18 protein-coding genes, 3 rRNA genes and 1 pseudogene are annotated in these 24,803 nt (G+C 62.0%); 14 read left to right on the top strand and 8 right to left on the bottom strand.

Annotated elements, in window-relative coordinates:
• Positions 1–23: 23 nt before the first annotated feature.
• Together AC3ANQ_RS01570 and AC3ANQ_RS01575 are read right to left on the bottom strand one after the other, a co-directional pair.
• Positions 24–1,976 (bottom strand): acyl-CoA dehydrogenase family protein, encoded by a 1,953-nt coding sequence (locus tag AC3ANQ_RS01570; RefSeq protein WP_488303494.1) that lies wholly within the window; start codon positions 1,974–1,976, stop codon positions 24–26.
• Between the two features lie 64 nt (positions 1,977–2,040).
• A complete protein-coding gene (locus AC3ANQ_RS01575; RefSeq protein ID WP_488303495.1) occupies positions 2,041–2,343 on the bottom strand; it encodes a hypothetical protein in 303 nt (100 codons plus the stop codon).
• A gap of 246 nt (positions 2,344–2,589) precedes the next feature.
• On the opposite strand from AC3ANQ_RS01575, the gene AC3ANQ_RS01580 reads away from it, so the two are divergent.
• From AC3ANQ_RS01580 to AC3ANQ_RS01590, 3 genes are read left to right on the top strand one after another with little or no spacing between them, the layout of a single operon-like run.
• A complete protein-coding gene (locus tag AC3ANQ_RS01580; RefSeq protein ID WP_488303496.1) occupies positions 2,590–4,047 on the top strand; it encodes a DUF3375 family protein in 1,458 nt (485 codons plus the stop codon).
• Entirely contained in the window at positions 4,040–5,008 is a 969-nt protein-coding gene (locus tag AC3ANQ_RS01585) for a DUF4194 domain-containing protein (protein ID WP_488303497.1), read from the top strand. The genes AC3ANQ_RS01580 and AC3ANQ_RS01585 overlap by 8 nt, the downstream gene beginning before the upstream one ends.
• Positions 5,005–8,457, top strand: coding sequence for an ATP-binding protein (locus AC3ANQ_RS01590; protein ID WP_488303498.1), 3,453 nt, complete (start codon positions 5,005–5,007; stop codon positions 8,455–8,457). Before AC3ANQ_RS01585 ends, AC3ANQ_RS01590 begins: the two co-directional genes overlap by 4 nt.
• Positions 8,458–8,571: 114 nt before the next feature.
• On the opposite strand, the pseudogene AC3ANQ_RS01595 reads toward AC3ANQ_RS01590, so the two are convergent.
• A pseudogene (locus AC3ANQ_RS01595) lies at positions 8,572–9,066 on the bottom strand (FBP domain-containing protein).
• A 469-nt stretch (positions 9,067–9,535) separates the two neighbouring features.
• Here AC3ANQ_RS01595 and AC3ANQ_RS01600 point away from each other — a divergent pair.
• Together AC3ANQ_RS01600 and AC3ANQ_RS01605 are read left to right on the top strand one after the other, a co-directional pair.
• Positions 9,536–10,390, top strand: a complete 855-nt coding sequence (locus AC3ANQ_RS01600; protein ID WP_488303499.1) for an SGNH/GDSL hydrolase family protein — start codon at positions 9,536–9,538, stop codon at positions 10,388–10,390.
• Positions 10,391–10,392: 2 nt separating this feature from the next.
• Complete coding sequence (locus AC3ANQ_RS01605) at positions 10,393–11,202, top strand: SGNH/GDSL hydrolase family protein (RefSeq protein WP_488303500.1); 810 nt, start codon at positions 10,393–10,395, stop codon at positions 11,200–11,202.
• A 129-nt stretch (positions 11,203–11,331) separates the two neighbouring features.
• Here the strand turns inward: AC3ANQ_RS01605 and AC3ANQ_RS01610 are convergent, their stop codons facing one another.
• Complete coding sequence (locus AC3ANQ_RS01610; RefSeq protein ID WP_488303501.1) at positions 11,332–11,616, bottom strand: YciI family protein; 285 nt, start codon at positions 11,614–11,616, stop codon at positions 11,332–11,334.
• A 61-nt stretch (positions 11,617–11,677) separates the two neighbouring features.
• Positions 11,678–12,310, bottom strand: a complete 633-nt coding sequence (locus tag AC3ANQ_RS01615) for an NADPH-dependent F420 reductase (protein ID WP_488303502.1) — start codon at positions 12,308–12,310, stop codon at positions 11,678–11,680.
• A 121-nt stretch (positions 12,311–12,431) separates the two neighbouring features.
• Here AC3ANQ_RS01615 and AC3ANQ_RS01620 point away from each other — a divergent pair, with 121 nt between their 5' ends.
• Both AC3ANQ_RS01620 and AC3ANQ_RS01625 read left to right on the top strand, forming a co-directional pair.
• Entirely contained in the window at positions 12,432–12,911 is a 480-nt protein-coding gene (locus AC3ANQ_RS01620) for a MarR family winged helix-turn-helix transcriptional regulator (protein WP_268020097.1), read from the top strand.
• A gap of 66 nt (positions 12,912–12,977) precedes the next feature.
• Positions 12,978–13,739, top strand: a complete 762-nt coding sequence (locus AC3ANQ_RS01625) for an SGNH/GDSL hydrolase family protein (RefSeq protein ID WP_488303503.1) — start codon at positions 12,978–12,980, stop codon at positions 13,737–13,739.
• On the opposite strand, the gene AC3ANQ_RS01630 is transcribed toward AC3ANQ_RS01625, so the two are convergent.
• From AC3ANQ_RS01630 to AC3ANQ_RS01640, 3 genes are all read right to left on the bottom strand, one after another.
• Positions 13,726–14,496, bottom strand: coding sequence for an FAD:protein FMN transferase (locus AC3ANQ_RS01630; protein ID WP_488305237.1), 771 nt, complete (start codon positions 14,494–14,496; stop codon positions 13,726–13,728). The two genes, AC3ANQ_RS01625 and AC3ANQ_RS01630, sit on opposite strands and share 14 nt — an antisense overlap.
• 61 nt (positions 14,497–14,557) lie before the next feature.
• The gene (locus AC3ANQ_RS01635; protein ID WP_488303504.1) at positions 14,558–15,088 is read right to left on the bottom strand and encodes an FMN-binding protein; all 531 of its coding nucleotides are present in this window, start codon (positions 15,086–15,088) and stop codon (positions 14,558–14,560) included.
• 14 nt (positions 15,089–15,102) lie between these two features.
• Positions 15,103–16,599: a ferredoxin reductase family protein gene (locus tag AC3ANQ_RS01640; protein WP_488303505.1), complete on the bottom strand. Its 1,497-nt coding sequence runs from the start codon at positions 16,597–16,599 to the stop codon at positions 15,103–15,105.
• A gap of 440 nt (positions 16,600–17,039) precedes the next feature.
• On the opposite strand from AC3ANQ_RS01640, the gene rpmB reads away from it, so the two are divergent.
• The 7 genes from rpmB (at position 17,040) to AC3ANQ_RS01675 (ending at position 24,766) form a co-directional block, all read left to right on the top strand.
• Positions 17,040–17,276, top strand: a complete 237-nt coding sequence (rpmB, locus tag AC3ANQ_RS01645; RefSeq protein ID WP_011693744.1) for a 50S ribosomal protein L28 — start codon at positions 17,040–17,042, stop codon at positions 17,274–17,276.
• Positions 17,276–17,443: a 50S ribosomal protein L33 gene (gene rpmG / locus AC3ANQ_RS01650; RefSeq protein ID WP_003798558.1), complete on the top strand. Its 168-nt coding sequence runs from the start codon at positions 17,276–17,278 to the stop codon at positions 17,441–17,443. The genes rpmB and rpmG overlap by 1 nt, the downstream gene beginning before the upstream one ends.
• Before the next feature lie 4 nt (positions 17,444–17,447).
• Positions 17,448–17,753 (top strand): 30S ribosomal protein S14, encoded by a 306-nt coding sequence (gene rpsN / locus AC3ANQ_RS01655; protein ID WP_268020102.1) that lies wholly within the window; start codon positions 17,448–17,450, stop codon positions 17,751–17,753.
• 636 nt (positions 17,754–18,389) lie between these two features.
• Positions 18,390–19,914, top strand: a 16S ribosomal RNA gene (locus tag AC3ANQ_RS01660).
• 542 nt (positions 19,915–20,456) lie between these two features.
• Positions 20,457–23,593 (top strand): 23S ribosomal RNA (locus AC3ANQ_RS01665).
• Positions 23,594–23,765: 172 nt separating this feature from the next.
• Positions 23,766–23,882, top strand: a 5S ribosomal RNA gene (rrf, locus tag AC3ANQ_RS01670).
• Together the 16S, 23S and 5S rRNA genes form the textbook arrangement of a ribosomal RNA operon.
• A 599-nt stretch (positions 23,883–24,481) precedes the next feature.
• Positions 24,482–24,766 (top strand): HU family DNA-binding protein, encoded by a 285-nt coding sequence (locus tag AC3ANQ_RS01675; RefSeq protein WP_184739845.1) that lies wholly within the window; start codon positions 24,482–24,484, stop codon positions 24,764–24,766.
• Positions 24,767–24,803: the final 37 nt, after the last annotated feature.

Consider the following 24,803-nt stretch of genomic DNA (forward strand, 5'->3'; position numbering starts at 1 on the left):
GCGCTGCCTGTCAGCAGCTGGCCTCAGCGGTACTTCCGGTGCAGGCTCTCCTTCGAAGACGCTCCAGGAGAGGCGTCGGCGATCCATGGGCCTGTACCTTCGGACTGGTCCAGGATTCCGGCCTCGAGCCAGGCGTAGTCGCCAGCCAGGACATTCGAGGACAACTCGTGATCGACGTCGTCGGTGTTCCGCCACAACTGCTCGAAGTATCCGTCCACGCGTATCCGGGCCTGCTCGCAGAAAGCCTCGGCAAGTTCGTAGGCAGCCGCGCCCTGTTCCGGTGCCGTCTGCAACAGCATTTCGGCACGTGAGCAGCACGCCGCCATGGCGAACAACTCTGCTCCGATATCCACAATCCTGCCGAGGAAGGCTTGCTTGTACTCGAGCCTCGCCTGCCAGCGGCCCATCCCGTAGAACGTCTGCCGGGCGAGCCTTCGGGAAGCCCGCTCCACATACCGCAATTGCTTGGCCAAGCGCCCAAACTCACCATAGGAGCGGGGGTCCATTCCGGCTCCGGCCACGAGCTTGGGGAGCCACTTTGCGTAAAAACCGGAGGCGCCGACGGCGGCACGCGCCTTCTCCTGCAGGGTCGCGTCCGCGGAGGCGAGCTCGCCCGCTGCCGAAAGATGGGCGTCGACGGCCTCGCGGGCGATGAGCAGGCGCATGATCTCGGACGAGCCTTCGAAGATCCGGTTGATGCGCATATCCCGGAGCAGTTGCTCAGCCGCCACCGCGCGTTCCCCCCGGGCTTCCAGGGAATCCGCGGTCTCAAAGCCACGACCACCACGGATCTGGACCAGCTCGTCAGCCACCGTGTAGCTCAGCTCAGTGGACCAAAGCTTGGCCAGGGCGGCCTCGATCCGTACATCCTTCTGCCCGGCGTCGGCCATTTCGGCGGAGAGCTCAAAGACGGCTTCGAGGGCAAAAGTGGTGGCGGCGATAAAGGCGATTTTCTTGCCGACGGCCTCATGTTTTCCAACCGGACGTCCCCATTGGGTGCGCGCGTTGGACCATTCACGGGCGATCTTCAGCGACCACTTACCCGCGGCCACGCATAGTCCGGGGATGGAGAGACGGCCCGTGTTGAGCGTCGTGAGCGCGATCTTGAGCCCTTGGCCCTCCCGGCCGAGCCTGTTGGCTGCAGGTACACGAACTTGGTGGAATCGGGTCACCCCGTTCTCGATGCCGCGCAGGCCCATGAAGGAATTGCGGTTCTCGACGGTGATGCCGGGGGAGTCCATTTCCACCACGAACGCCGTGATGCCGCCTTTCAGGAGCGTGCCGTCCGGGCCTGTGCGGGCCGGAACAACCGCCATGACCACCACCAGCTCGGCAATGACGCCGTTGGTGGTCCAAAGTTTCACGCCGTCCAAAACGTAGGACTCGCCGTCGTCGCTTGGCACTGCGGTGCAGCCCATCCGGGCGGGGTCGCTGCCGACGTCGGGCTCTGTTAGCAGGAAAGCCGTGATGGCGCCGGTGGCGCAACGCGGCAGGTACTCCTGCTTTTGTTCGGGCGTGCCGAAGACCTTGACCGGCTCCGGGACGCCGATGGATTGGTGGGCTGAAAGCAGCGCGCCGAGGCTCGGGTGGACCGATCCCAGAAGAGCCAAGGCTCTTCCGTAGTAGACCAGAGACAGGCCCAAGCCGCCGTACTCGCGCGGAATCTTCATGCCGAAGACGCCCAGCTCGGTGAGGCCCGCGAGATATTCGTCCGGGATCTTGGCATCGCGCTCGATCATGCGGCCGGACATGGTGCCGCAGAACTCCGTCAACTTCGCCATGAACTCTTCGCCGCGCTCGACGTCTTCGGCTCTTGCTTGTGGCCAAGGGTGGATTAGTCCAAGATCGAAATCGCCCAGATACAGCCCCTTGGCAAAACTTGGGCGGTTCCATTCTGTTTCGCGAGCGGCTTCGGCGACGGCGCGGGCTTCTGCCGCTGTGACGTCGGTGCTCTTGTTGTCAGTGGCGGAGGTCATAGGAAGGCTCCTCTTGCCGGTTGTGCCGGTTCGAGCCCAGGATCCGCCTCGGGTGGGGGACCCTTCAGCTGTCCCTCAATGCTACCCGCGGGTAGGTACCTGTGCTAGGGGAGGGTTGCGATGGGAATTCCACTGGCAGCTCGACCTTGCCGGCTTGATGGACCAGTTGATCCCACGCGAAATTGATGCCGTGGACCAGGCCACCCAGCACGTTCTTCACGGTGAACCAGGCCAGGCTCGCCGCTCCGACCAACGCAAGAGTGGCCATGGCGGCTACGGCAATGAAAGCCGCCAGAACCAGGCCTAGGATCAGTGTGCCGCCGAAAACGTAGGTGCTGGTGTCCATGGTCATAAGGTCGAACTGCATTGGGTCCCCTCCGCAACGCTGCCAAAGCCGACGTCGGAATGTCGAAGTCGTTGGTGACGACACTAGGGGCGATATCGGCAGTTCAGCTAGCAACAACACCGGCCGCCATGCGTGTTGATACGCGATCGAAACCCTACCGCTAGGTAGGTCACGGAAGGGTTGCGGCGCACACTGCGTTAACCTTGTACGGGGCAGTTTTCGGGATTTCCGCTGCCAACAGGTTCCGCGGCAGCTGAAGGAGAGTAAGTGTCCCGCTCAGCAATGTCCTCAGCCGATGCCATTAGCGCACGGCTCAGGGACCTCGAGCTTCTCACCAAGGGCCCCGCATGGGCCCTCACACGCTCCGCCCCGTGGGTCATCGCGGTGCTCCAAGCGTCCTTCACCCGCACAAGACCGCAGCTTCCGCTTGAAGAGTTCCACGCCGACGTCGACGCCTTCCTTGAGCAGCTCCGGCGGCAGGATCCCGGGCTGGGAGGGCAGGCGAGCGGCAAGGCGTTTGCCGACGAATGGACCCGCAAGCAGTTCCTGACCCGTCGTAGCCAGTCCGGCCAGATCGTCTACGAAATCACCGAGGCTGCCGCACGCGTCCTTGCTTTCCTCGATAGTCTCTCCAGCGAACGCTCCACCCTCAATGGTTCCCGGCTCGGAACGCTGTTGGGCGACGTCGAAAAGCTCGCCAACGAGACCAATCCGGACCAAAGCGCCCGCCTGGAGTCCCTCTCGGAGGAGATTCAAGAGCGTCAGCAGCTGATCGAGGACATTAGCTCCGGCGACTTCGACGGCCTCCTGGATGACGAAGAAGCCGTTGAAGCGGCAGGGAACATCCTGGACCTGGCGGCAAGCCTGCCCGCGGACTACAAGAAGATGCGCGACCGCATCGAGGAACTGGTCGGTGAGATTCGCAACCAGATCATCGAGGAATCCCTCAGCAAAGGTGCCACCATGGCGCAGGTGCTGGAGGCGGACAAGCGCTTGCGGCAGAGTCCCGAAGGCCGCACTTTCCGCTCCTTCACTGCGTTCCTTGAGGATCCGCAGCAACAGTTGCGCTTCCGTTCGGCGATCGGTGACGTGTTGAGCCGTCAGTTTGCCGACGACCTCAGCCATGAGGACCGGGAAACCCTCAAGAACCTCGTGGCGGAACTTCGTGCGCAGCACAGCCAGATCCAGCGCATCTACGGCCGGCTTTCGGAGAGCTTGAACAACTACATCCAAAGCGATGACATCCGTCAGTCGGTCCGGCTCAGGCAGGTCTTGCGCGAGGCCGAGCAAGCGATCCGCTCCATGCCCTACGAACGCGACCGTCCCGGCCTGGTCCGGGGACCGGTGTTGTTCAACGCGGGATTCGAATCGCTCGCCATGGTCAAGCTCTTCGATCCGGATGAGTTCGCGGCGCCTCCCAAGCTCGCCGATCCCATTGCCTTCAGCGATTCGGACCGCGTCAGGTCGCTGCGCTCCGCGAAGGCGAGGCCCGCCGTCGTCCGCGCCGCCATGGCAGGCGCCGCTACGCTGGCGGAGGCTTGGACCAACCTCCCGGAGGAAGAACGGCACATCAACACTGTCCGCGCCCTCCTGTCCGAAGCGCTGCACAGGGGTGCGTCGTTTGACCGGGCTGCGTGGGAAGACATCGACTTTGAACAAATCGACGGCAGCACGCGCACCGCGTACCTGCCCCTCGTGACCCTGACTAAGGATTCCGATGACTGACGCCCACCCCACCGAGCATGCCCTCTCTTCGGAGCAAGGAGTGGACATAACGCAGCATGTCCAGTCCGAGGCTTCGCAGGATGGACATGCGCATTCCTGGACGGCGGGTTCGGCGGCGGAGGATGGACATGTCCACTCGGATCCTTTCCGCGTTACGCCTCGCGACACGTTTGTTGACGGCGCGGCGCTGTTCCCGGGCGATACCGGCGTGCTGCCCATGAAGGTCCGTCAAGCCCTCGTGCGCCTGCTCAAGGGTCCGTACATCGACGGCGGCCGCGACGAAAAGCTCTGGACCACCCTTCTGGACAACCAGGTGATCCTCCGCAGCAGGCTCTCGGAGCTCTTCCTGAACCTTCAGCTTGACCACGAACGGAAGATCGCGGTGCTCCGGCCTGTTGATCCGGAAGCCATCGGAGGCAGCGCCCGCTCGAGCATCCTTCGCCAACAGCGTGCGTTGAGCCGTGTCGAGACCATCGTGCTGCTGCGACTGAGGCTCCTCCTGGACCGCCACGCCACGGCCCAGACCGATCCCGTCATCACCCGCGAAGAAATCGCCGAACTCGTGGCGCACTACCAGCCATCCGGCCAACAAGACGCCCTCCGCGACACCGACGTCGTCAACCGCACCGTCACCAAGCTCCTGGCCCGCCAACTTCTCCTGGCGACGGGCATCGAAGACACCTTCGCCATCTCCAAGGCCCTCCCACTAGCCCTCCCCTTCGAAAACATCGGTGACATCCCGGCCCAAATCGAAGCACTGATTGCCGTAGCAGCCGACGAATCAGGCACCGAACCCCTGATCGAACTGACAGAAACGGACGACGACGGCGAGTCACCCGAGGCGCCCGATGACGACGTCGACCCTGTCTCCGACGTCGAGGTGGCTGAGACCAATGGTGAGGAACACGCCGCGGAGGCAAACGCAGCCACAACTGACGAAACCGAGGAGGCAGCCAAGTGACTATCGCAACCATGCTTCCGATCGGCGAACTCACCAACCCGGGCCAGATGCGCCTTGCCTTGGTCCAGGTGGTCAACTGGGGCACTTTCCATGGCGCCCACACCATGCACGTGGACCGCAACGGCACGCTCCTCACGGGCAATTCTGGGGTCGGGAAGTCGACGTCGTTCGATGCCATGCTCCGCGTCTTCGATGCCCGGCCGCGCTCCAACGAGGCTGCCGCGCAACGGGCTGGCGGGGCTGTGGAGGACAAGAGGACCACGTTCACGTACATGCGTGGAAAAGTGGGCGACAAGGCCGTGGGCGAGGGCTCGGCGAGTGCTTTCCAGCGCCCTGGTGCCACGTGGTCCGCCGTCGCACTGACCTTCGACAACGCGGCCGGCACCAAGATCACCATCTCGGCGCTGTTCGACCTGCCCAAGAACGGTACGGAATCCAGCGTCGGCCGGTTCTACGTGATTGACAACAAGCCCCTGGACCTCGGGGCGATCGAGGGCATCGCCGAGAAGCGCTTCACCAAGGGCGCGCTGGAGACCATTTTCCCGGATGCCCAGATCTTCGATGTGCACAAGGCCTTTGCGGAGCGTTTCCGCCGGCTTCTGGGTATCAACTCGGACCAAGCCCTTCCCCTTCTCCGCGTGATCCAGGCGGGCAAGGGCCTCGGCGGCAGCGTCAACACGTTCTTCCGCGACCAGGTGCTCGACGCACCCGCGACGCTGACTGCCGCGGACGACGTCGTCGAGGAATTCAGCAACCTCATGTCCATCAGGCAGCGGCTGGAGGACGTTCGCCAGCAGCGCGATCAGCTCGCCCCCGTGCCGGGAATGAACAAGGAGTATGCCCAGTCGTTGCTGGAGGCCAACCGGCTCCGGGAGCTCAGTGGCGAGGAATTCGACGCTTACAAGCAGCAGCTTTCCGTCACTGTCCACGCCAAGACTTTGGCTCGTTTCAAGGACCTTGCCCAGGCGAAGGCCAAGGAACTGAGCGCTGAGCGCGGCATCAGGGACTCCCTGGCCAAGGAGCTGCGCCAGCTCGAATCGGATTACAACAACCAGGGCGGGAACGCGATTTCGGCGATCGAGCAGTCGCTGGAAAATGCCCGTGTCGGCCTCAAGCTCCGCCAGCAAGTGGAGGAAGCGGCCCGCCAGGCATTGGCCGACGCCGGGCTGAACCTTGAGTGGACGGCTGCGGGTTGGGAGCAGGCCCACGAGCAGGCCGCGAGCCGCTCCGCCGAGCTCAAGGACGATTCCGAAGCGCTGCGGGAACTTCGCTTCGAAGCCTTCGACGGCCACGCAACCAAGAAGCGCGAACTCGCCGCGGCCCAGCAGGAGCTTGTCTCGCTGAAGACGCGCAAGTCCCTGCTGCCGCCGTCGAGCATTGAAAACCGCGCCGCGATCGCCGCAGCCACCGGCGTCCCCGAGGACCGCATGCCGTTCGGCGGCGAGCTGATCGACCTCGCGGTGGGGGAGGAACAGTGGCGGCCCGCGGCCGAGCGTGCTTTGCGGAACCTGGCCACGACGCTCCTGGTTCCGGGGGAGCATTTCGCCGCCGTCACGCGCTACCTCAACGACAACACCGTCCGCGGCGCGCTGCGCGCAGTGGACGTCTCCAAACCGCTCGCGGGCGGCGCTTTGGCTGTGGAGGACGTGTCCGACGGCGACTTGCTAACGAAGCTGAACATCCTCACCTTGGGGGCGAACGCCGACGCCGGAGAGTGGATCCGCGAGCGGATCGCCCTCGATTTCGCCTACCCGTGTGTGGAAGACCCGGACGAACTCGCAAAGCTGGACAAGGGCCTGAGCCTGGGCGGTGTGGTCAAGCGCAACAGGCACACCGTCGAGAAGGATGACCGCTTTACGAGCCGGCAGGACTACGTTCTCGGTTTCGACAATGCTTCCAAGCTGGAGCTCGTGGCTGCGAAAGTCGGCGAGCTCGAAAACGAGCTTGCGAAGGCCGCCGAACTCGCTCAAAGCCGCGAGGATTCCCACCAAGGCATGACGCGCCAACTCGAGGCGCTGCGCCGCATTGCCGACGACGAACGTGGTTGGGAACAAGTCTCGGCAGCAGTTGCCTCAGAGGAGCTCGCGAAGATGGAACAGCGGCTCAAGGATGCGTTGGCAGCTCAGGCCGACTTGGAGCCCCTGCGTGCGAACATCGAGGCCGTGCGCGAAAAGCACCAGTCCTCCACAGGGTCGGCGGCGGTTTTGCAGAGCGAATACAAGACCGTCGACCATCAGATGACCACGGCTGACGCCCTCCTGGATGCCGCGCGCAACCGCCTCGACCAGGCGCCGCCGTCGGGCACTACCGTTACTTCCCTCGAACCGTACTTCAGCGCATTCGCCGGGGTGAGCGAGCTCCACGAACTCGATACCCTGGCTGCGGAAGTCCGGAGCAAGCTCTTGGCAGAGCTGCACGCCGCAGAGTCCCGCGGGCAGGCGTTGGCCGAGCGGCTGACGCGCATGTTCGAAGGCTTCGTGCGCGAATGGGGCACCGCGATTTCCGCGGACCACGGCACCTCCATCGGCGCAGCGGGCGAGTTTGAGTCCCGCTATCACCAGATCGTCAGCGAAGGCTTGCCAGCGCAGGAAGCTGAATTCCGGCAGTTCTTCAACCAGCGCACGCACGAATCGTTCAGCACGCTTCTGCACCTGCTCGACGAGGAACGCCGCGCCATCACCAGCCGCATCCTGCCCCTCAACGGCATCCTGTCCGAGGTCAATTTCCATGAGGGAAGCTTCCTGGAACTCGACATCAAACAGACGCTGCCCGCCACCGCGAAGCAGTTCAAGGACGCCATCCACAGCGCGTTGAAGACGCGTCACACGCGGCCCTCCCGTGCGGCGGGTGCCGGCGCCTCGCCCGAGGCGGACGACGACGTCGAACTCACCAATCGCTACAAGTCGCTCGAAACGCTGGTCAAGCGTCTCGGATCGCAAACCCCGGAGGACCGGCGTTGGCGCGCAGAGGTGTTGGATGTCCGTGGGCATCTTTTCATCCAGTGCAAGGAGCATCGCTCCGTCCAAGGCCCGCGGGGCGGCAAGAAGACCGAGGTGTACATGCACGCGGACACCGGCTCGATGTCCGGCGGGGAGCGGCAGCGATTCACGGCGTTCATCATGGCCGCCGCCCTGAGCTACCAGCTGGGTATCGCCGAGCAGGGATTCACGACCTACGGCACGGTGATGATGGACGAGGCGTTCGTTCTGGCCTCGGAGGAATTCGCCGGTGCGGGGATCAAGGCGCTGCACGAGTTCGGCTTCCAGTTGTTGCTGGCCGCGCCTGAGAACGTGATAGACCTTTCCCGGCACCTTGGCTCAGTCACCGAAATCCTGCGCGACAAACGAACCAACCGCTCCGGAGTGCTTACCGCTCCTGTGATCGGCGGCCCGGCGGTTCCGGGTGAATGGCGTTCCGAGGCCAACCCCGTGGACATCGTGCTCCGCTAGCTCCGACGCTCGCTCACCTTTGGGGCACTTCCGGCGGACGCTCGCTCACCTTTGGGGCCCTTCCGGCGGACGCTCGCTCACATCAGGTGAGCGAGCGTCCATCCCGCTGTGCGGCTACTTTCCTTGGACCCGACCCAGGAACTGGGTGGTCCGGGACTGCAGCCCGGCGATCTGGCGAACGACGACGGCGGCCGGGTCCGGATTGATTGCATTGGCCGGCGGCTCCTTCCGGACGTTGGTGCAGCAGCCGAATTCGGCGCAGATCAACGTCCCCACGGTGTTTCCGTCACGACCCGATTGGCCGGCACGCTTGGCCACCCAGAGGTAGACATCGTCCTTGGAGAACACATCGCGGCACAACTCGCAAAGCACCGAGCGTTTCTTGCCGGACCCACCTTCGGGCTCCCGGAGCACGATGCCAGTGAGAGATCCGTTGTGGGGAAGGACGAGGTAGCCCCGCATCGGCATCTTTTAGTCGCGCCAACCAAGGAACTCGAGGTTTTCCAAGTCGAGGGAATCGAAGTCCTTTGGGAGGTTGAGCTTGGCGGCCTCCGAGCGGCTCGCATTGATGAACGATGAACGGATTTGTTGGGCGGTGATTTTCTGCACGGCGAAGTTCTTTCGAATCGTTTGGACCCCCAGAAAGGGGAAGGACGCTGGCGTCTGACGATCCGGGAGCACAGCAAAGGAACCCTTCGTTGTGCTTCTTGGGTGGGACGGCGGGGGTTAGTTCCCCGGGCCGCCGAACGGGATGGCCGACGCATGGGGAGCTGCAAAGCAGGCCAACGCGGCCACCTCGCCAACCATGGCAGCGACGACGTGTGCAGTGCGCATGCTCATCCTCTCGATCCTTGCCGCTTTGACGGCCTTGGCACGGTTCGTTGAATCAACCCGCCCTGTCATCTTCGCAAACGGCGTGTTTGGTGTCCAAAAATCCCTGCGCATTGATGCCCGCTAGCCCGCACGCTCGCTCATCATCAAATGAGCGAGCGTTCCGGCAAACGGCCTCATAGGTGAGCGAGCGTCGAATTAACCTGGGCTTTGCCGGCGGGCAACCGGGCGGGGTTAGGCTGGCGTGGTGGCTGGGAACCTGCTTCATGCTGACCAGAACGGACGACGGCGGTTTGTTGCCTTGGGCGATTCCTTCACCGAGGGCGTGGGGGACCGGAACAAGACGCTCCCGAACGGCGTCCGGGGCTGGGCCGACCGCGTGGCCGAGAAACTGGCCAAGGCTGAACCTGGCTGGGAGTACGCCAACCTTGCCGTCCGGAGCAAGCGACTCCGCCATATCGTTGAGGAACAGTTGGACCGGGCCTTGGCCATGGAGCCCACGCTCGTCACTCTCTATGCCGGCGGCAACGACATCTTGGACTTCGGCACAGATATGGACCAGCTCATGGCCGAATACGAAAAGCTCGTAGCGCGCCTGGCAGCGACAGGAGCCACGCTGGTCCTGTTCACGGGGTACGACGTCAAGGTCTCCGCTGTGCTGGAACCCTTCAAGAAGCGGCACGCCCTCTACAACGAACGCGTCCGCGAATTGGCGGCCAAGTACGGGGCCGTGCTGGTGGACTATTGGTGCCTTGACGCCTACCACGACCGCCGAATGTGGGCCTCGGACCGCCTCCACATGTCCAAAGCGGGACACAAATACATGGCGGCGCAGGTCCTGGATCACCTCGGCGTGCCGCATAAGTTCTCTCCCAAGGATTGGGAACCGCCGCAGCGCCTCAAGCTGCGCGATTGGGAACGTCGTCAGCGCCGCTGGGTAAACGAGTGGGTCCTCCCGCTGTTCGGCCGGAAGCTCCGCGGCGTCACACTCGGGGACATGCTGAGCCCACGTTGGCCGGAGTTGGTGAAAGTTCCGCGGAAGGCGGGGCTGCGGAAACTCGCGGAACGCCAAAGCGCCGCTCAAAACAACGGGGGGACATGACCATGACCACGCATATGCCGCGATTCGTCGCCGTCGGGGATTCCTTCACGGAAGGGGTCGGCGATGCCGACCTTCGCCTTCCCAACGATTGCCGCGGCTGGGCCGATCGCGTCGCCGAGGAACTGGCCAGGCACCAGCCGCGGACGCAGTACGCCAACTTGGCCCTCCGCGGGCTGCGGCTCAAACAGATCGTGGAGAAACAACTCAAGCCCGCGCTTGGCATGGCTCCCACACTGGTCAGTTTCCACGCCGGCGGTAACGATCTCCTCGGTGCACGGCTTGACATGCGCGCCCTGATCGGCGGATTCGAGGACGCCGTTGCCAGGATCGCGGAGAGCGGTGCCAAAATCCTGCTTTTCACTGAGTACAACGTGCCGCTCTCGCCAGTGTTGGAACCGCTCAAGCTCCGCACGGCCGTTTTCAACAAGCACATCCGGCGCATTTCCGCAGCCTACGGAACACTTCTGGTGGACCACTGGTGCTTCGAAAAGTACCAGGACCGCCGGATGTGGGCTCCGGACCGGCTGCACATGTCCGGAATCGGACACGAATACATGGCGAAGAAGGTCTTGGAAGTTTTGGGTGCCACCCATTCGCTCGGCTCACCGGTGCTCGGGGCCCTTCAGCCGCGGAGCCGCGCCGAGATCGTGGCCGACGACGTCGCGTGGCTCAGGCGCGATGTGGCACCGTGGCTCTCGCGCCGTTTCAGGGGAGTTTCGAGCGGGGATCACCTCAGTGCCCGCTGGCCCGCACTCATGCCGGTGGTCTTGCCGGAGCGCCTGGGGATGTTCCCTCAACCAGTCCGGCTTTGAGGTGCGGCAGCGTCACGCCTGACATCTTTTTGGGGATGGGCGGGCATCTTACCAGCGAATTTCCGGCGTTCTCGCTTAGGCGCGGCGCCAAAAATGTGCTCTGCGTGACGCCCCGGAACCGCAGCCAGGCTAGTCCAGCAGGTTTTCGTACTCTGTGGACGCCGTGGTCACCGTGAATTCGATGATCTCGAAGTCGGCTACCCCGTTGACATAGAACGGGTCCGTCGCCAAGGAAGCGTCCAGCGTCGCACGGTCAACGTTGGACAACAGCACACCGCCGATCGCCGGAACGCGCCGTCCGGATGCAAGGAAAGTGCCGGCGTCGAACGCTTCTTTGACCCAATCCATGTGCGCGGGGCGGTGGAAGTCGACGATCTCGTCGGGAACCTTGTATGTCAGTGAAACGACGAACATGCCGCCAGCCTACAACGCGGAGGGCGGCCAAACGGGGGCCGCCCTCCGAAACCGCAACGCCCTACGGCAGGAGCTTGACCGCGGAGTTCCAGTTGTAGTCGGGGTGGGCTTCGCTGATCTGCAGGGTCATAACGAGCAGCTGGAAGGCTTCGAGCTCACGCGAGCGGCGCAGCGGCCCGACGTTCACCGGGCGCAGCCCGGCACCTTTGACGAAGTCGACGACGGCGGCTGTCGCCTCGGTGTCGTCGCCCGCCACCAGCACGTCGAGGGTCTGGCCGCTCACTTCGCCGTCAGCGAGGGTGGCCGCGAAGACGGTGTTGAACGCCTTGACTACCGACGCGCCTGGGACCAGGGCCTGGAGTTCTTCGGCTGCAGAGGTTCCAGCGGGGACAGTGAGGGAATCGAAGGTTTCGAAGTTGACGGGGTTGGAGATGTCCACGATCGTCTTCCCGTTGAGCGCTGATCGATAGGAAGAAAGGACTGCCTTGGAGGCGTCGAACGGAGTGGCCAGCACCACGATGCTGCCTTCCACCGCGGATCCCGTGATGCCGGAGGTTCCGTTGACCGTCGCAGCAAGCGCAGCAGCTGAGCTTGCGTCGCGGCTGAGGACCTGGACGCTCTTGCCTGCCACAGCCGCGCGGGCCGCAATGCCGGATGCCATGTTGCCGGTGCCGATGATGGTGATGTCAGCCATTGTTGTTTCCTTTGCTCGATTGCTCATGGTTGGTTCATGTTCATTTACTTGAAGCTTCAACTAAAACAATAATGACCTTAAGTTGAAGTGTCAAGTATTAATTTCCTTCTAAGATGAATCCATGACCGAACCGCGCTGGCTCAATGCCGACGAACGCCGTGCCTGGCTGGCCCTCCTGAGTATCAACACCCTCCTGCCCGCAGCCCTGGACACCCAGCTGCAAGCGGCCGGCAAATTGTCGCTGTTCGACTACAACGTGCTCGCCATGCTGTCCGAAGCGGATGGGCGGTTCCTCCCGATGAGTGAGCTCGCGGCACGCACCAGCGCGTCGCTGTCCAGGCTGTCGCACGTCGTCACCAAGCTGCAGAGGCGCGGCTGGGTGGAGCGCGAGGCGCACCCGGGCGATGCCCGCGTCACCGTGGCGCACCTGACGGACGCGGGCATGGACACTATCGTGTCCCTCGCTCCGGGGCATGTGGATGCCGTCCGCTCGTTGATGTTGGATGCCATGACCGACGACGACGTCGCGGACCTGGCGCGGATCGGCGAGAAGATCGTGGCGCGACTGGACGACGATCACTGGATCCTGCGCGAACGCTGAGCTGCGCGAACGCTAGCTGCGAGCCGCTGGGTGACGGCCGCCCCGCACTAATGAAAGACTGGCGCCATGGATTTTTCTGCCCGGTATGTGGCGTTGGGAGACTCGTTCACCGAAGGGCTTGGCGACGCCGACCCCTCACGCCCCAACGGAGTCAGGGGATGGGCGGACCTCGTTGCCCATCAGCTGGCCCAAAGCAACAACAATTTCGGCTACGCCAACCTGGCAATCCGCGGCAAGAAGCTCCGGCAAGTCATGGCAGAACAGGTGGACGCCGCCGTCGCGCTTCAACCGACGCTGGTGACCCTGTACGCCGGGGCGAACGACATCTTCCGGCCCAAGGTGGACATCGACAGGCTCATGGCCGACTACGAAGCCGGCATCGAGAAGCTAAGCGCCACCGGCGCCACGATGCTTCTCTTTACCGGTTTCGACGCCCGCAGTTCCAAGGTTTTCGGTACCATGCGCGGACGCACCGCGATCTACAACGAATTGCTGCGGGAAATCGCCGAAAACCATGGTGCGCTGCTGGTGGACTATTGGCGCTTCAGCGAATACCACGACTGGCACATGTGGGCGCAGGACCGAATGCACATGTCCACTGCTGGCCACATCAACATGGCCAACCGCGTCTTGGCAGTCCTGGAACACGAAGGTTCCCTTGAGGTGCCCTCACCTGTCCCTCAACCCCAGCTTGCTCGGGTGGAAGCTTTGCGTGCCAACGCGCGGTGGGCCCGCGAACACGCTGCCCCGTGGGTCGTCCGCCGCGTTACGGGCAAATCGTCGGGCGACGGCCTGAGCCCGAAGTACCCGCAGCTCACCCGGCCCTAGCAGCGGGGTTCCTGAATCCCGGCGTGGCGAGCAGTCCGCCGTCGTTCTTCACGGCGAGCACGTCCACGTCCCAGCGGGAGGTGGCCAGCGCGAGGGTCCGGGCGCCGCCGGCCATGATGGCGGTGGCCAGGACATCGGCTGTGACGATATCGGCCGCCGCGACGGAAACTTGCCGGAACCCCTCGGCGCGCTCGGTTTGAAGGCCTGCTGACCAAATGTGGTGGCCGCGTTCGCTGGTTCCGGAGGTTGCCAGCGCTCGCTTGTTGCTGACAAGCGGAAACGCGGTCAGGAGCGTCGTCCGATCCGCCGGGTCGACAATCCCCGCCAGCCACGGACGCGCGCTGCCCGGTGTCGGCGAACCGTCCACCAGCACATCCCCACCCGCATTGAGGCACCAGTCCTTCAGGCCCAGTGCGAGCAGCGACGTTCCGGCTTCCCGTATCGCATGTCCCTTGACGATCCCCGCCAAGTCCACGACGCCGTCGGGCCGTTCCGCTGTGAACGTACCTTCGGTGAGCGTGCGCCACTCCGAGGCCTGGACATACAGCTGGCGCATGTCCGCTGAGGCATCCGTCAGGACCAGCTCGCCCCGGGCCATCGCGCTCGCCTCGGAGTCGGGACGGTAGAGACTAAACGTCCGATCCAGCCCGTTGAACAACTGCTCGACGACGGCGATGGCCGCCTCGAGCTCGTCCACCGCAGCTTGGGGAGCGGTCGCCGGACCAACAGGGACGGCCAGGCTCACCACAGTGCCCATGCTCGTGAACGTGCGGGAACGCAGTCGCGGCTCTTTATTGCCCTGCCGGGGCCCGCTGGGCTTAGAGATGGGCTGCATCGAGGGCTGCCTGGAGCGACGTCAAATACGCATCGCTGGTCACGGTGGCGCCGCCGATGGTCTGGACGTTCGCCGACTGTGCGCTGAGGACCTCTGATCGGAGCAGGGGCGACGCCCTGTTGCTGATCTGGACGGACCGTTGCTCATTGTCGGTCAGATGCAGGGCGGTGACATCCGTGATCACGCCGGCCTTGACCGTTATCTGGACTTGTACTGTTCCAAAACGGGTTTGCACCGAGGTTCCCGCGTAGGTGCCGCCTGCCTTGGCCGCCGCGCCGGCCTTGGCGCTCGTGCCGGTGCCTGAGCTGGAACTGGAGCTGGAACTGGAGCCGGCTGCGGTTCCCGAGGACGATCCGGAAGCGCCGCTCCCGGCGGTTCCGTTCGTCGTCGAGCCCGTGCTGCCGGTCCCGCCTGTGGCGGACGTCGTGACGGCCGAGGCGTTGGAGTCCGCCACGTGTGAACCTGCCTGCCAACCGACCAGCAGGATCGCCGCCGACGCCAGCGCTGCTGACATTCCTGCCCTGAGCCTCACCAGTCGAACCTTTCGTAGTGGAGTTGTTCCTCCCGCACACCGGCGCTTTTCGCGTCTGCCAAGACGTTGCGGGCCCAAGCGGACGGGCCGCAGATGTAGATATCGGCGTCGGCGATGTCCGGCACGTAGTCCCGCAGCCTGGTGGTACCTGCCGAGGCCGGCAACCACGCGCGCTGAGGATTCTCAGCCCGCGGGCCGGTTAGGTGGAAGAGCGTGGCACCGCGCCTTCTACACAACTCCAGGATCTCGTCGCCGAGGAATAGCTCATCTGCACTGCTGCCCCGCAGCAGGACTGTCGCTTGGCCGGGAGCAAAGGGAGTGGACTCCAGAAGCGCCCGGAGAGGCGTGATACCGATTCCTGCCCCGATCATCACCACGCGTTCCTGGCTTCGTGCTGCCGTACTGAAGACCCCGTAAGGACCTTCGATGGCCACTTTCGTTCCCGGCCTGAGCGAGGCCAAGCGGGCCGACCCCGCACCCAGGTTCCGGACGGTGATACGCAAGCTTCCTTGCCGCGGCAGGAAGCCCGACGTCGGCCCGGTCGACGGCGGCGCGACCTGCGGTTCCGCCGACAAACTGAACGGGTGTGCCTGCCACCACATGCCGGGAGCCAAGAAGCGCCACACGAAGAACCGGCCCCCGCTACCCGACAATTCGTTCAATCGCAGACCGCTCATTTCGACGCTGAAGACGCCCGGCGCAAGGCCCACCACGCGGCGCACCGTCAACTGGTGCCGGAATGTGGCCATCACGGGCTGGGCGACGCGGAACCAAGCCAACGCCGAACCCGTGGCGATGCAAAGGAGCAGCCAGTACCAGCGTTGCCAAGTGCCTTCAGCGAACAGGCCGCCCACACTGAATTGGTGTGGCAATGCCGTTGCTACCGCCAGATACGTGAGCAGATGAACGAAGTACCAGAATTCATAGGGAAAGCGGCGCCGCAGAGCCACAAGCGAGGTGACAACAACGGCAATGAACAGTGCCATGGACACGAACGCCAGCCACATATCGGGTACCAGGACCCAGAGCGCAATGGCCTCACTGACGGGGTCCAAACCCTCGGCCATCCCATAGCCGATCGCCAGAAGAAGTCCGTGTGCCAAGAGGAGATAGAGGGCCGGTTTCCCGAGTTTCCGATGGAATTCCAGCGCCCTGTCATGCCCGACTGCGCCGTCTACAAAAGGCAATCGCGCCGCGAGCAGAAGCATGAGGAAGACCAGATCCATGCCGGAAAGCCCCGCCAGGATCCCGACGGCGGTAACCGCTTGGGTGACATTCCCGATGGATGACGCCCCGCCGTCGGCGAGCCACAAAGCCAGCGCTGCCGCGAGGGAAGCCCACAGCGCTACCGTGAGCATGTCCGTTCGGAACATGCGCCGGCGATGCTGCGCGGCAAACCTTCCCACGGTGGGATTGCGCCGCGTGGGCGCCGGAGGCTGACCCTGGGGCGTGCCCACATGTTGGCCTGGAGAGGCGAGGAGTTGTGACTTCATGACTCAAGATTGAACTCTCAACCTTTCGTTCTCCTGTGAAGGGACTGGCCGCTACTTATGATTTGAGTGGCCGTTTTGTGGGGGACTCTTATACACCCGATTGGCCTTAATTTGCCCTAGACCCTAGACTTATTAGGCGCTAGGTGGCGCGGAGCGTGCGCAATTGCTCCGGTTGGCGGTGACTGTTGGCAACAACGGGGCATCTGCGGGCCGGTAGTTAGGGGCTCAAGTTGCGTGCATTCCAGTATTCGCCCAGTATCCCGGCCTGTTGTCCGGGGCCCACTACCTTCGCCGCAACGGTGACCGTTGGCTGATTCCAGTCAACCGGTCCAGCCTGCGGGAACTACCGAAAACGGTGTGGACTGGTTGCGGACGTCGCCTGTCGCACGGGAAGCAGGAACTCTGCTGGCCGTTTCAGATTATTTTTTAGGAGAGTCGTCATGGCAGCACACTGCCAGGTGACCGGAGCCGAGCCGGGCTTTGGACACAGCATTTCGCACTCGCACCGCCGCAACAAGCGTCGGTTCGACCCCAACATCCAGAAGAAGCGCTACTGGGTTCCGTCCCTGCGCCGTAATGTCACCCTGCAGGTCTCTGCACGTGGCATCAAGACCATCGACGTACGTGGCATCGACGTAGTCGTCGCCGCAATCCTGGCACGAGGAGTGAAGCTCTAATGGCAAAGGACAAGGACGTACGTCCGATCATCAAGCTCAAGTCGACCGCGGGCACGGGCTACACCTACGTGACTCGCAAGAACCGTCGTAACGACCCGGACCGTCTGGTCCTGAAGAAGTACGACCCCAAAATCCGCCAGCACGTCGAATTCCGAGAGGAGCGCTAAACACATGGCTAAGAAGTCAATGATCGCTAAGAACGAACAGCGTAAAATCATCGTTGAGCGCTATGCTGCAAAGCGCCTCGAGCTGAAGAAGGCTCTGGTTGATCCCAACTCAACCGACGAAGCCCGCGAAGCTGCTCGCCTCGGCCTGCAGAAGCTGCCCCGCAACGCCTCCCCGGTCCGTCTGCGTAACCGCGACATCATCGACGGCCGCCCGCGCGGTACCTTCCAGAAGTTCGGTATCTCCCGTGTTCGCTTCCGCGACATGGCTCACCGTGGTGAGCTTCCGGGCATCACCAAGTCTTCCTGGTAATCCAGAAGCACTAGAGGGGCCGGCAACCGTTTGGTTGCCGGCCCTTCTTGCGTTTAACTGTTGCTTCGGTTTAAGTGGTGCAGCACACAGCGCCGGATCACGACGCCGACAGCTTCTTTTTGCGCGGAACCGTCCGTTTTGCCGCGGATTGCCGCGGTTCTCGATCCTCTGGGCGTGGATTTGCCTGTGGTCTTCGGGGTGTGTAAAGTGATTCGAGTCGCCGCCGCTGATGCGGAAAAATTGCGGCAGACTCCCTTCCAAATGGAAACCAAATTGTTGGTTCGCTTTTGTGCGTTCCGGGGCGGTTTCGGGGGGTCTCGGATGGTGTTTTGTCCGGCGCGGTTCCCGGTTTCGGGAGTTGTGCGGGGAGGGCAGGTCTGGTAAGTTTGGGAAGTTGCTCCGGAGCGATCCCGGGCCCTTTGTGGGTGTGGGTGGTGTCGGGTGTGTCTGTTGTTTGAGAACTCAATAGTGTGCCAAGTTTGTTGATACCGGTTTATTTTATATGAATTGGTTGTTTTGGCTGGTCCTGTGTCACCTCCGTGGTGCGGGGCTGGTTTTTTCAGCTGGTTTCAAATTTTGTGCAGTTCCCGTGTCCGTTATTTCCGGTGCGGGGGTTGTGTCTGTTTTTGTTTTACTTCAACGGAGAGTTTGATCCTGGCTCAGGATGAACGCTGGCGGCGTGCTTAACACATGCAAGTCGAACGATGATCCGGTGCTTGCACCGGGGATTAGTGGCGAACGGGTGAGTAACACGTGAGTAACCTGCCCTTGACTCTGGGATAAGCCTGGGAAACTGGGTCTAATACCGGATATGACCGCCCGCCGCATGGTGTGGTGGTGGAAAGCTTTTGCGGTTTTGGATGGACTCGCGGCCTATCAGCTTGTTGGTGGGGTAATGGCCTACCAAGGCGACGACGGGTAGCCGGCCTGAGAGGGTGACCGGCCACACTGGGACTGAGACACGGCCCAGACTCCTACGGGAGGCAGCAGTGGGGAATATTGCACAATGGGCGAAAGCCTGATGCAGCGACGCCGCGTGAGGGATGACGGCCTTCGGGTTGTAAACCTCTTTCAGTAGGGAAGAAGCTTTCGGGTGACGGTACCTGCAGAAGAAGCGCCGGCTAACTACGTGCCAGCAGCCGCGGTAATACGTAGGGCGCAAGCGTTATCCGGAATTATTGGGCGTAAAGAGCTCGTAGGCGGTTTGTCGCGTCTGCTGTGAAAGACCGGGGCTCAACTCCGGTTCTGCAGTGGGTACGGGCAGACTAGAGTGATGTAGGGGAGACTGGAATTCCTGGTGTAGCGGTGAAATGCGCAGATATCAGGAGGAACACCGATGGCGAAGGCAGGTCTCTGGGCATTAACTGACGCTGAGGAGCGAAAGCATGGGGAGCGAACAGGATTAGATACCCTGGTAGTCCATGCCGTAAACGTTGGGCACTAGGTGTGGGGGACATTCCACGTTTTCCGCGCCGTAGCTAACGCATTAAGTGCCCCGCCTGGGGAGTACGGCCGCAAGGCTAAAACTCAAAGGAATTGACGGGGGCCCGCACAAGCGGCGGAGCATGCGGATTAATTCGATGCAACGCGAAGAACCTTACCAAGGCTTGACATGAACCGGTAACGCCTGGAAACAGGTGCCCCGCTTGCGGTCGGTTTACAGGTGGTGCATGGTTGTCGTCAGCTCGTGTCGTGAGATGTTGGGTTAAGTCCCGCAACGAGCGCAACCCTCGTTCCATGTTGCCAGCACGTAGTGGTGGGGACTCATGGGAGACTGCCGGGGTCAACTCGGAGGAAGGTGGGGACGACGTCAAATCATCATGCCCCTTATGTCTTGGGCTTCACGCATGCTACAATGGCCGGTACAAAGGGTTGCGATACTGTGAGGTGGAGCTAATCCCAAAAAGCCGGTCTCAGTTCGGATTGGGGTCTGCAACTCGACCCCATGAAGTCGGAGTCGCTAGTAATCGCAGATCAGCAACGCTGCGGTGAATACGTTCCCGGGCCTTGTACACACCGCCCGTCAAGTCACGAAAGTTGGTAACACCCGAAGCCGGTGGCCTAACCCTTGTGGGGGGAGCCGTCGAAGGTGGGACCGGCGATTGGGACTAAGTCGTAACAAGGTAGCCGTACCGGAAGGTGCGGCTGGATCACCTCCTTTCTAAGGAGCACCATTTCCGCTTCCTGTCCTGCCGCATGGTTGGTTGGGGGGTGGGTGGAAGCAAAGCCCATTGCGCAGGCGTCTGTTCTGCGGTGGGTGCTCATGGGTGGAATATCAGCAGATAGCGGCCGGTGGTTTCCTTTTCCGCCCCTAGTACGGTTGTCTTGTCCCTTTGCGGGGCGGGGCGTCCTGGAACGGTGCGGGTGGGGGAGGGCCGGTTTTCGTGTTTGGCACACTGTTGGGTCCTGAGGCAACAGGGCCGCGGCCTGCGGGTCCTTCCTTTGGGGGGGTGCGGGGTTGCGGGTTTGGTGTTTCTGGTTTCCTGGCTGCATGTCTTCGTGCGTGGCGGCTGTCCCTGTCCTTTGTGGCGGGGGTGGTTGGTGCGGGGGGTGTGGTACGGGGTTGTTGTTTGAGAACTACATAGTGGACGCGAGCATCTGACACGGGCAGGCCTTTGTGCTTGTTTGTGTCTACAGCAATTTCTTTTTATGAACCTGGCCCTTGTGGCCTGGTTCTCTCGAGAAGTTTTTTGATCTTTGTGTGGTCAAGTTTTTAAGGGCACACGGTGGATGCCTTGGCATTAGGAGCCGAAGAAGGACGTAGGAATCTGCGATAAGCCTGGGGGAGTTGATAACCGAACGTTGATCCCAGGATGTCCGAATGGGGAAACCCCGCCAGGCGCTGTGAGGTGATCTGGTGACCCGCATCTGAACACATAGGGTGCGTGGGGGGAACGCGGGGAAGTGAAACATCTCAGTACCCGCAGGAAGAGAAAACAAGAGTGATTCCGTTAGTAGTGGCGAGCGAACGCGGATGAGGCTAAACCGTTCCATGTGTGATAGCCGGCGGGCGTTGCATGGGCGGGGTTGTGGGACTTTCCGTGCTGGTTCTGCCGGACCGGTGGGGTGAGAGCATGGACATAGGTGAACGGTCTTGAAAGGCCGGCCGTAGAGGGTGGGAGCCCCGTAACCGTAATGTTGTGTGCCGCCTGGAGAGGATCCCAAGTAGCACGGGGCCCGAGAAATCCCGTGCGAATCTGTCAGGACCACCTGATAAGCCTAAATACTTCCTAATGACCGATAGCGGACCAGTACCGTGAGGGAAAGGTGAAAAGTACCCCGGGAGGGGAGTGAAACAGTACCTGAAACCGTGTGCTTACAATCCGTCGGAGCAGCCTTGTAGTTGTGACGGCGTGCCTTTTGAAGAATGAGCCTGCGAGTTAGTGTTACGTCGCGAGGTTAACCCGTGTGGGGTAGCCGTAGCGAAAGCGAGTCTGAACAGGGCGATCGTAGTGGCGTGATCTAGACCCGAAGCGGAGTGATCTACCCATGGCCAGGTTGAAGCGACGGTAAGACGTCGTGGAGGACCGAACCCACTTCAGTTGAAAATGGAGGGGATGAGCTGTGGGTAGGGGTGAAAGGCCAATCAAACTCCGTGATAGCTGGTTCTCCCCGAAATGCATTTAGGTGCAGCGTTGCGTGTTTCTTGCCGGAGGTAGAGCTACTGGATGGCCGATGGGCCCTACAAGGTTACTGACGTCAGCCAAACTCCGAATGCCGGTAAGTGAGAGCGCAGCAGTGAGACTGTGGGGGATAAGCTTCATAGTCGAGAGGGAAACAGCCCAGACCACCAACTAAGGCCCCTAAGCGTGTGCTAAGTGGGAAAGGATGTGGAGTTGCGAAGACAACCAGGAGGTTGGCTTAGAAGCAGCCATCCTTGAAAGAGTGCGTAATAGCTCACTGGTCAAGTGATTCCGCGCCGACAATGTAGCGGGGCTCAAGTACACCGCCGAAGTTGTGGATTTCAGATAGTAGACAAGCCTTCGTGGTTCAGTCGTCTGGAGTGGTAGGGGAGCGTCGTGTGGGCGGTGAAGTCGCGGTGTAAACCAGCGGTGGAGCCTACACGAGTGAGAATGCAGGCATGAGTAGCGAAAGACGGGTGAGAAACCCGTCCGCCGAATGATCAAGGGTTCCAGGGTCAAGCTAATCTGCCCTGGGTAAGTCGGGACCTAAGGCGAGGCCGACAGGCGTAGTCGATGGACAACGGGTTGATATTCCCGTACCGGCGAAGGACCGCCCATGCCAAGCGGGGGATACTAACCGCCCGGAGCCTGCCCAAGCACCCTTGTGGTGTGCGGGTTTTGGCCGAGCGCGGGACCTGATCCCGGGAGGTAAGCGTATTAACAGGTGTGACGCAGGAAGGTAGCCGGGCCGGGCGATGGTTGCCCCGGTCTAAGGATGTAGGGTCAGCGATAGGCAAATCCGTCGCTGTGTCTTTGATGACGATCCTGAGATCTGACGGGACCCCCTTGCGGGGGGATCCGGTGATCCTATGCTGCCTAGAAAAGCATCGACGCGAGGTCCCAGCCGCCCGTACCCCAAACCGACACAGGTGATCAGGTAGAGAATACCAAGGCGATCGAGAGAATTATGGTTAAGGAACTCGGCAAAATGCCCCCGTAACTTCGGGAGAAGGGGGGCCCCAACCTTGAACACCACTTGCTGGTGGGAGGGGATCGGGGCCGCAGAGACCAGGGGGAAGCGACTGTTTACTAAAAACACAGGTCCGTGCGAAGTCGCAAGACGATGTATACGGACTGACTCCTGCCCGGTGCTGGAAGGTTAAGAGGACCGGTTAGCCGCAAGGCGAAGCTGAGAATTCAAGCCCCAGTAAACGGCGGTGGTAACTATAACCATCCTAAGGTAGCGAAATTCCTTGTCGGGTAAGTTCCGACCTGCACGAATGGAGTAACGACTTCCCCGCTGTCTCAACCATAAACTCGGCGAAATTGCAGTACGAGTAAAGATGCTCGTTACGCGCAGCAGGACGGAAAGACCCCGAGACCTTTACTATAGTTTGGTATTGGTGTTCGGAGTGGCTTGTGTAGGATAGGTGGGAGACGTTGAAGCCCGGACGCCAGTCCGGGTGGAGTCATCGTTGAAATACCACTCTGGTCACTTTGGACATCTAACTTCGGCCCGTGATCCGGGTCAGGGACAGTGCCTGATGGGTAGTTTAACTGGGGCGGTTGCCTCCTAAAAAGTAACGGAGGCGCCCAAAGGTTCCCTCAGCCTGGTTGGCAATCAGGTGTCGAGTGTAAGTGCACAAGGGAGCTTGACTGTGAGAGAGACATCTCAAGCAGGGACGAAAGTCGGGACTAGTGATCCGGCGGTACATTGTGGAATGGCCGTCGCTCAACGGATAAAAGGTACCTCGGGGATAACAGGCTGATCTTGCCCAAGAGTCCATATCGACGGCATGGTTTGGCACCTCGATGTCGGCTCGTCGCATCCTGGGGCTGGAGTAGGTCCCAAGGGTTGGGCTGTTCGCCCATTAAAGCGGTACGCGAGCTGGGTTTAGAACGTCGTGAGACAGTTCGGTCCCTATCCGCTGCGCGCGCAGGAAATTTGAGAAGGGCTGTCCTTAGTACGAGAGGACCGGGACGGACGAACCTCTGGTGTGTCAGTTGTACTGCCAAGTGCACCGCTGATTAGCTACGTTCGGATGGGATAACCGCTGAAAGCATCTAAGCGGGAAGCTCGCTTCAAGATGAGATTTCCATGCACCTCGTGTGTGAGAGGCCCCCAGCCAGACCACTGGGTTGATAGGCCGGATGTGGAAGACAGGACCAAAGACTGTTGAAGCTGACCGGTACTAATAGGCCGACAACTTACACCACACAAACACAACACTGCTTGCGTCCACTATGTGGTTCCCGGACAACAAACACCCGTCACGGCTGTTTGCCCGTTCCAGGAACCAACACAACTGAATAACAACACCACAATGTTGTAACCAGTCTTCCCACACCACCACCCCCCGCAGGGTGCGGCGGTGACGGGCAACAGGGTTACGGCGGTCATAGCGTGGGGGAAACGCCCGGTCCCATTCCGAACCCGGAAGCTAAGACCCACAGCGCCGATGGTACTGCACCCGGGAGGGTGTGGGAGAGTAGGACACCGCCGGACAACCATCCAGGTCGAGACCCCCCAACCACCACCACGGTGGCCGGGGGGTCTCCCGCATTTAAACACCCACACCCACCCCCGGACCCTCCATCACACATGGGGGGGTTCCCACGAACGCTCCATCACATATGCGCCGGAAACCCCGGACCCTCCATCACATATGGAACCGTACCGCGTGACCCGCACATGGCGAGGCCCCGGAACTGCAGCCGCGTCGGCTCAGGACCGGCCACAAGTGAGCGAGCGTCCGGCCGGAAGGCCCCAAAACTGCAGGAGCGTCCGGCCGGGAGGCCCCGGAACTGCAGGAGCGTCCGGCCGGGAGGCCCCGGAACTGCAGGAGCGTCCGGCCGGGAGGCCCCAAAACTGCAGGAGCGTCCGGCCGGAAGGCCCCATAAATGAGCGAGCGTCGGGGGTCGGGGAGTTCGCCCGCGGCGGAATTGGCCCCCAAAAGCGCCCGAAATCGGGTGAATTTGGTCAAAAAAGCGCGGAAACACGCGGAATTTGCTGGCCTCGTCCCTCCAAGCTGGTAAGTTTTCGAACAGTGGCTCGCGCGCATGCCGTGTGTGAGCTCCAAAATCGTAAAGTCCAGGAGGACACAAATGGCTAAGAACCGTAGCGAACTGGTTTCCGAGGTAGCTGGCAAGGCTGGCACCAGCCAGGCCGCAGTCAACTCCGTGCTCGATGCACTGTTCGAAGTTTTCGAGACTTCCGTCGCCGCCGGCGAAAAGATCACCATTCCGGGCTGGCTCGCAATCGAGCGCACCGACCGCGCAGCCCGCACGGGCCGCAACCCGCAGACCGGCGAGACCATCCAGATCGCCGCTGGCCACAGCGTCAAGCTGACCGCTGGCTCCAAGCTGAAGGCAGCTGTCGCCAAGAAGTAAGACACTTCGGCGAACGCCTCGGAAAGGCGGCAACCTG

This window comes from Arthrobacter sp. DMZ02-1R, from assembly GCF_057747935.1.

Bases quoted from the DNA above. Each gene is read 5' to 3' on its own strand.
- AC3ANQ_RS01570 (WP_488303494.1), bottom strand. From the start codon at position 1,976: ATGACCTCCGCCACTGACAACAAGAGCACCGACGTCACAGCGGCAGAA.
- AC3ANQ_RS01575 (WP_488303495.1), bottom strand. From the start codon at position 2,343: ATGCAGTTCGACCTTATGACCATGGACACCAGCACCTACGTTTTCGGC.
- AC3ANQ_RS01585 (WP_488303497.1), top strand. From the start codon at position 4,040: ATGACTGACGCCCACCCCACCGAGCATGCCCTCTCTTCGGAGCAAGGA.
- AC3ANQ_RS01605 (WP_488303500.1), top strand. From the start codon at position 10,393: ATGACCACGCATATGCCGCGATTCGTCGCCGTCGGGGATTCCTTCACG.
- AC3ANQ_RS01610 (WP_488303501.1), bottom strand. From the start codon at position 11,616: ATGTTCGTCGTTTCACTGACATACAAGGTTCCCGACGAGATCGTCGAC.
- AC3ANQ_RS01615 (WP_488303502.1), bottom strand. From the start codon at position 12,310: ATGGCTGACATCACCATCATCGGCACCGGCAACATGGCATCCGGCATT.
- AC3ANQ_RS01620 (WP_268020097.1), top strand. From the start codon at position 12,432: ATGACCGAACCGCGCTGGCTCAATGCCGACGAACGCCGTGCCTGGCTG.
- AC3ANQ_RS01625 (WP_488303503.1), top strand. From the start codon at position 12,978: ATGGATTTTTCTGCCCGGTATGTGGCGTTGGGAGACTCGTTCACCGAA.
- AC3ANQ_RS01630 (WP_488305237.1), bottom strand. From the start codon at position 14,496: ATGGGCACTGTGGTGAGCCTGGCCGTCCCTGTTGGTCCGGCGACCGCT.
- AC3ANQ_RS01635 (WP_488303504.1), bottom strand. From the start codon at position 15,088: ATGTCAGCAGCGCTGGCGTCGGCGGCGATCCTGCTGGTCGGTTGGCAG.
- AC3ANQ_RS01640 (WP_488303505.1), bottom strand. From the start codon at position 16,599: ATGAAGTCACAACTCCTCGCCTCTCCAGGCCAACATGTGGGCACGCCC.
- rpmB (WP_011693744.1), top strand. From the start codon at position 17,040: ATGGCAGCACACTGCCAGGTGACCGGAGCCGAGCCGGGCTTTGGACAC.
- rpmG (WP_003798558.1), top strand. From the start codon at position 17,276: ATGGCAAAGGACAAGGACGTACGTCCGATCATCAAGCTCAAGTCGACC.
- rpsN (WP_268020102.1), top strand. From the start codon at position 17,448: ATGGCTAAGAAGTCAATGATCGCTAAGAACGAACAGCGTAAAATCATC.
- AC3ANQ_RS01675 (WP_184739845.1), top strand. From the start codon at position 24,482: ATGGCTAAGAACCGTAGCGAACTGGTTTCCGAGGTAGCTGGCAAGGCT.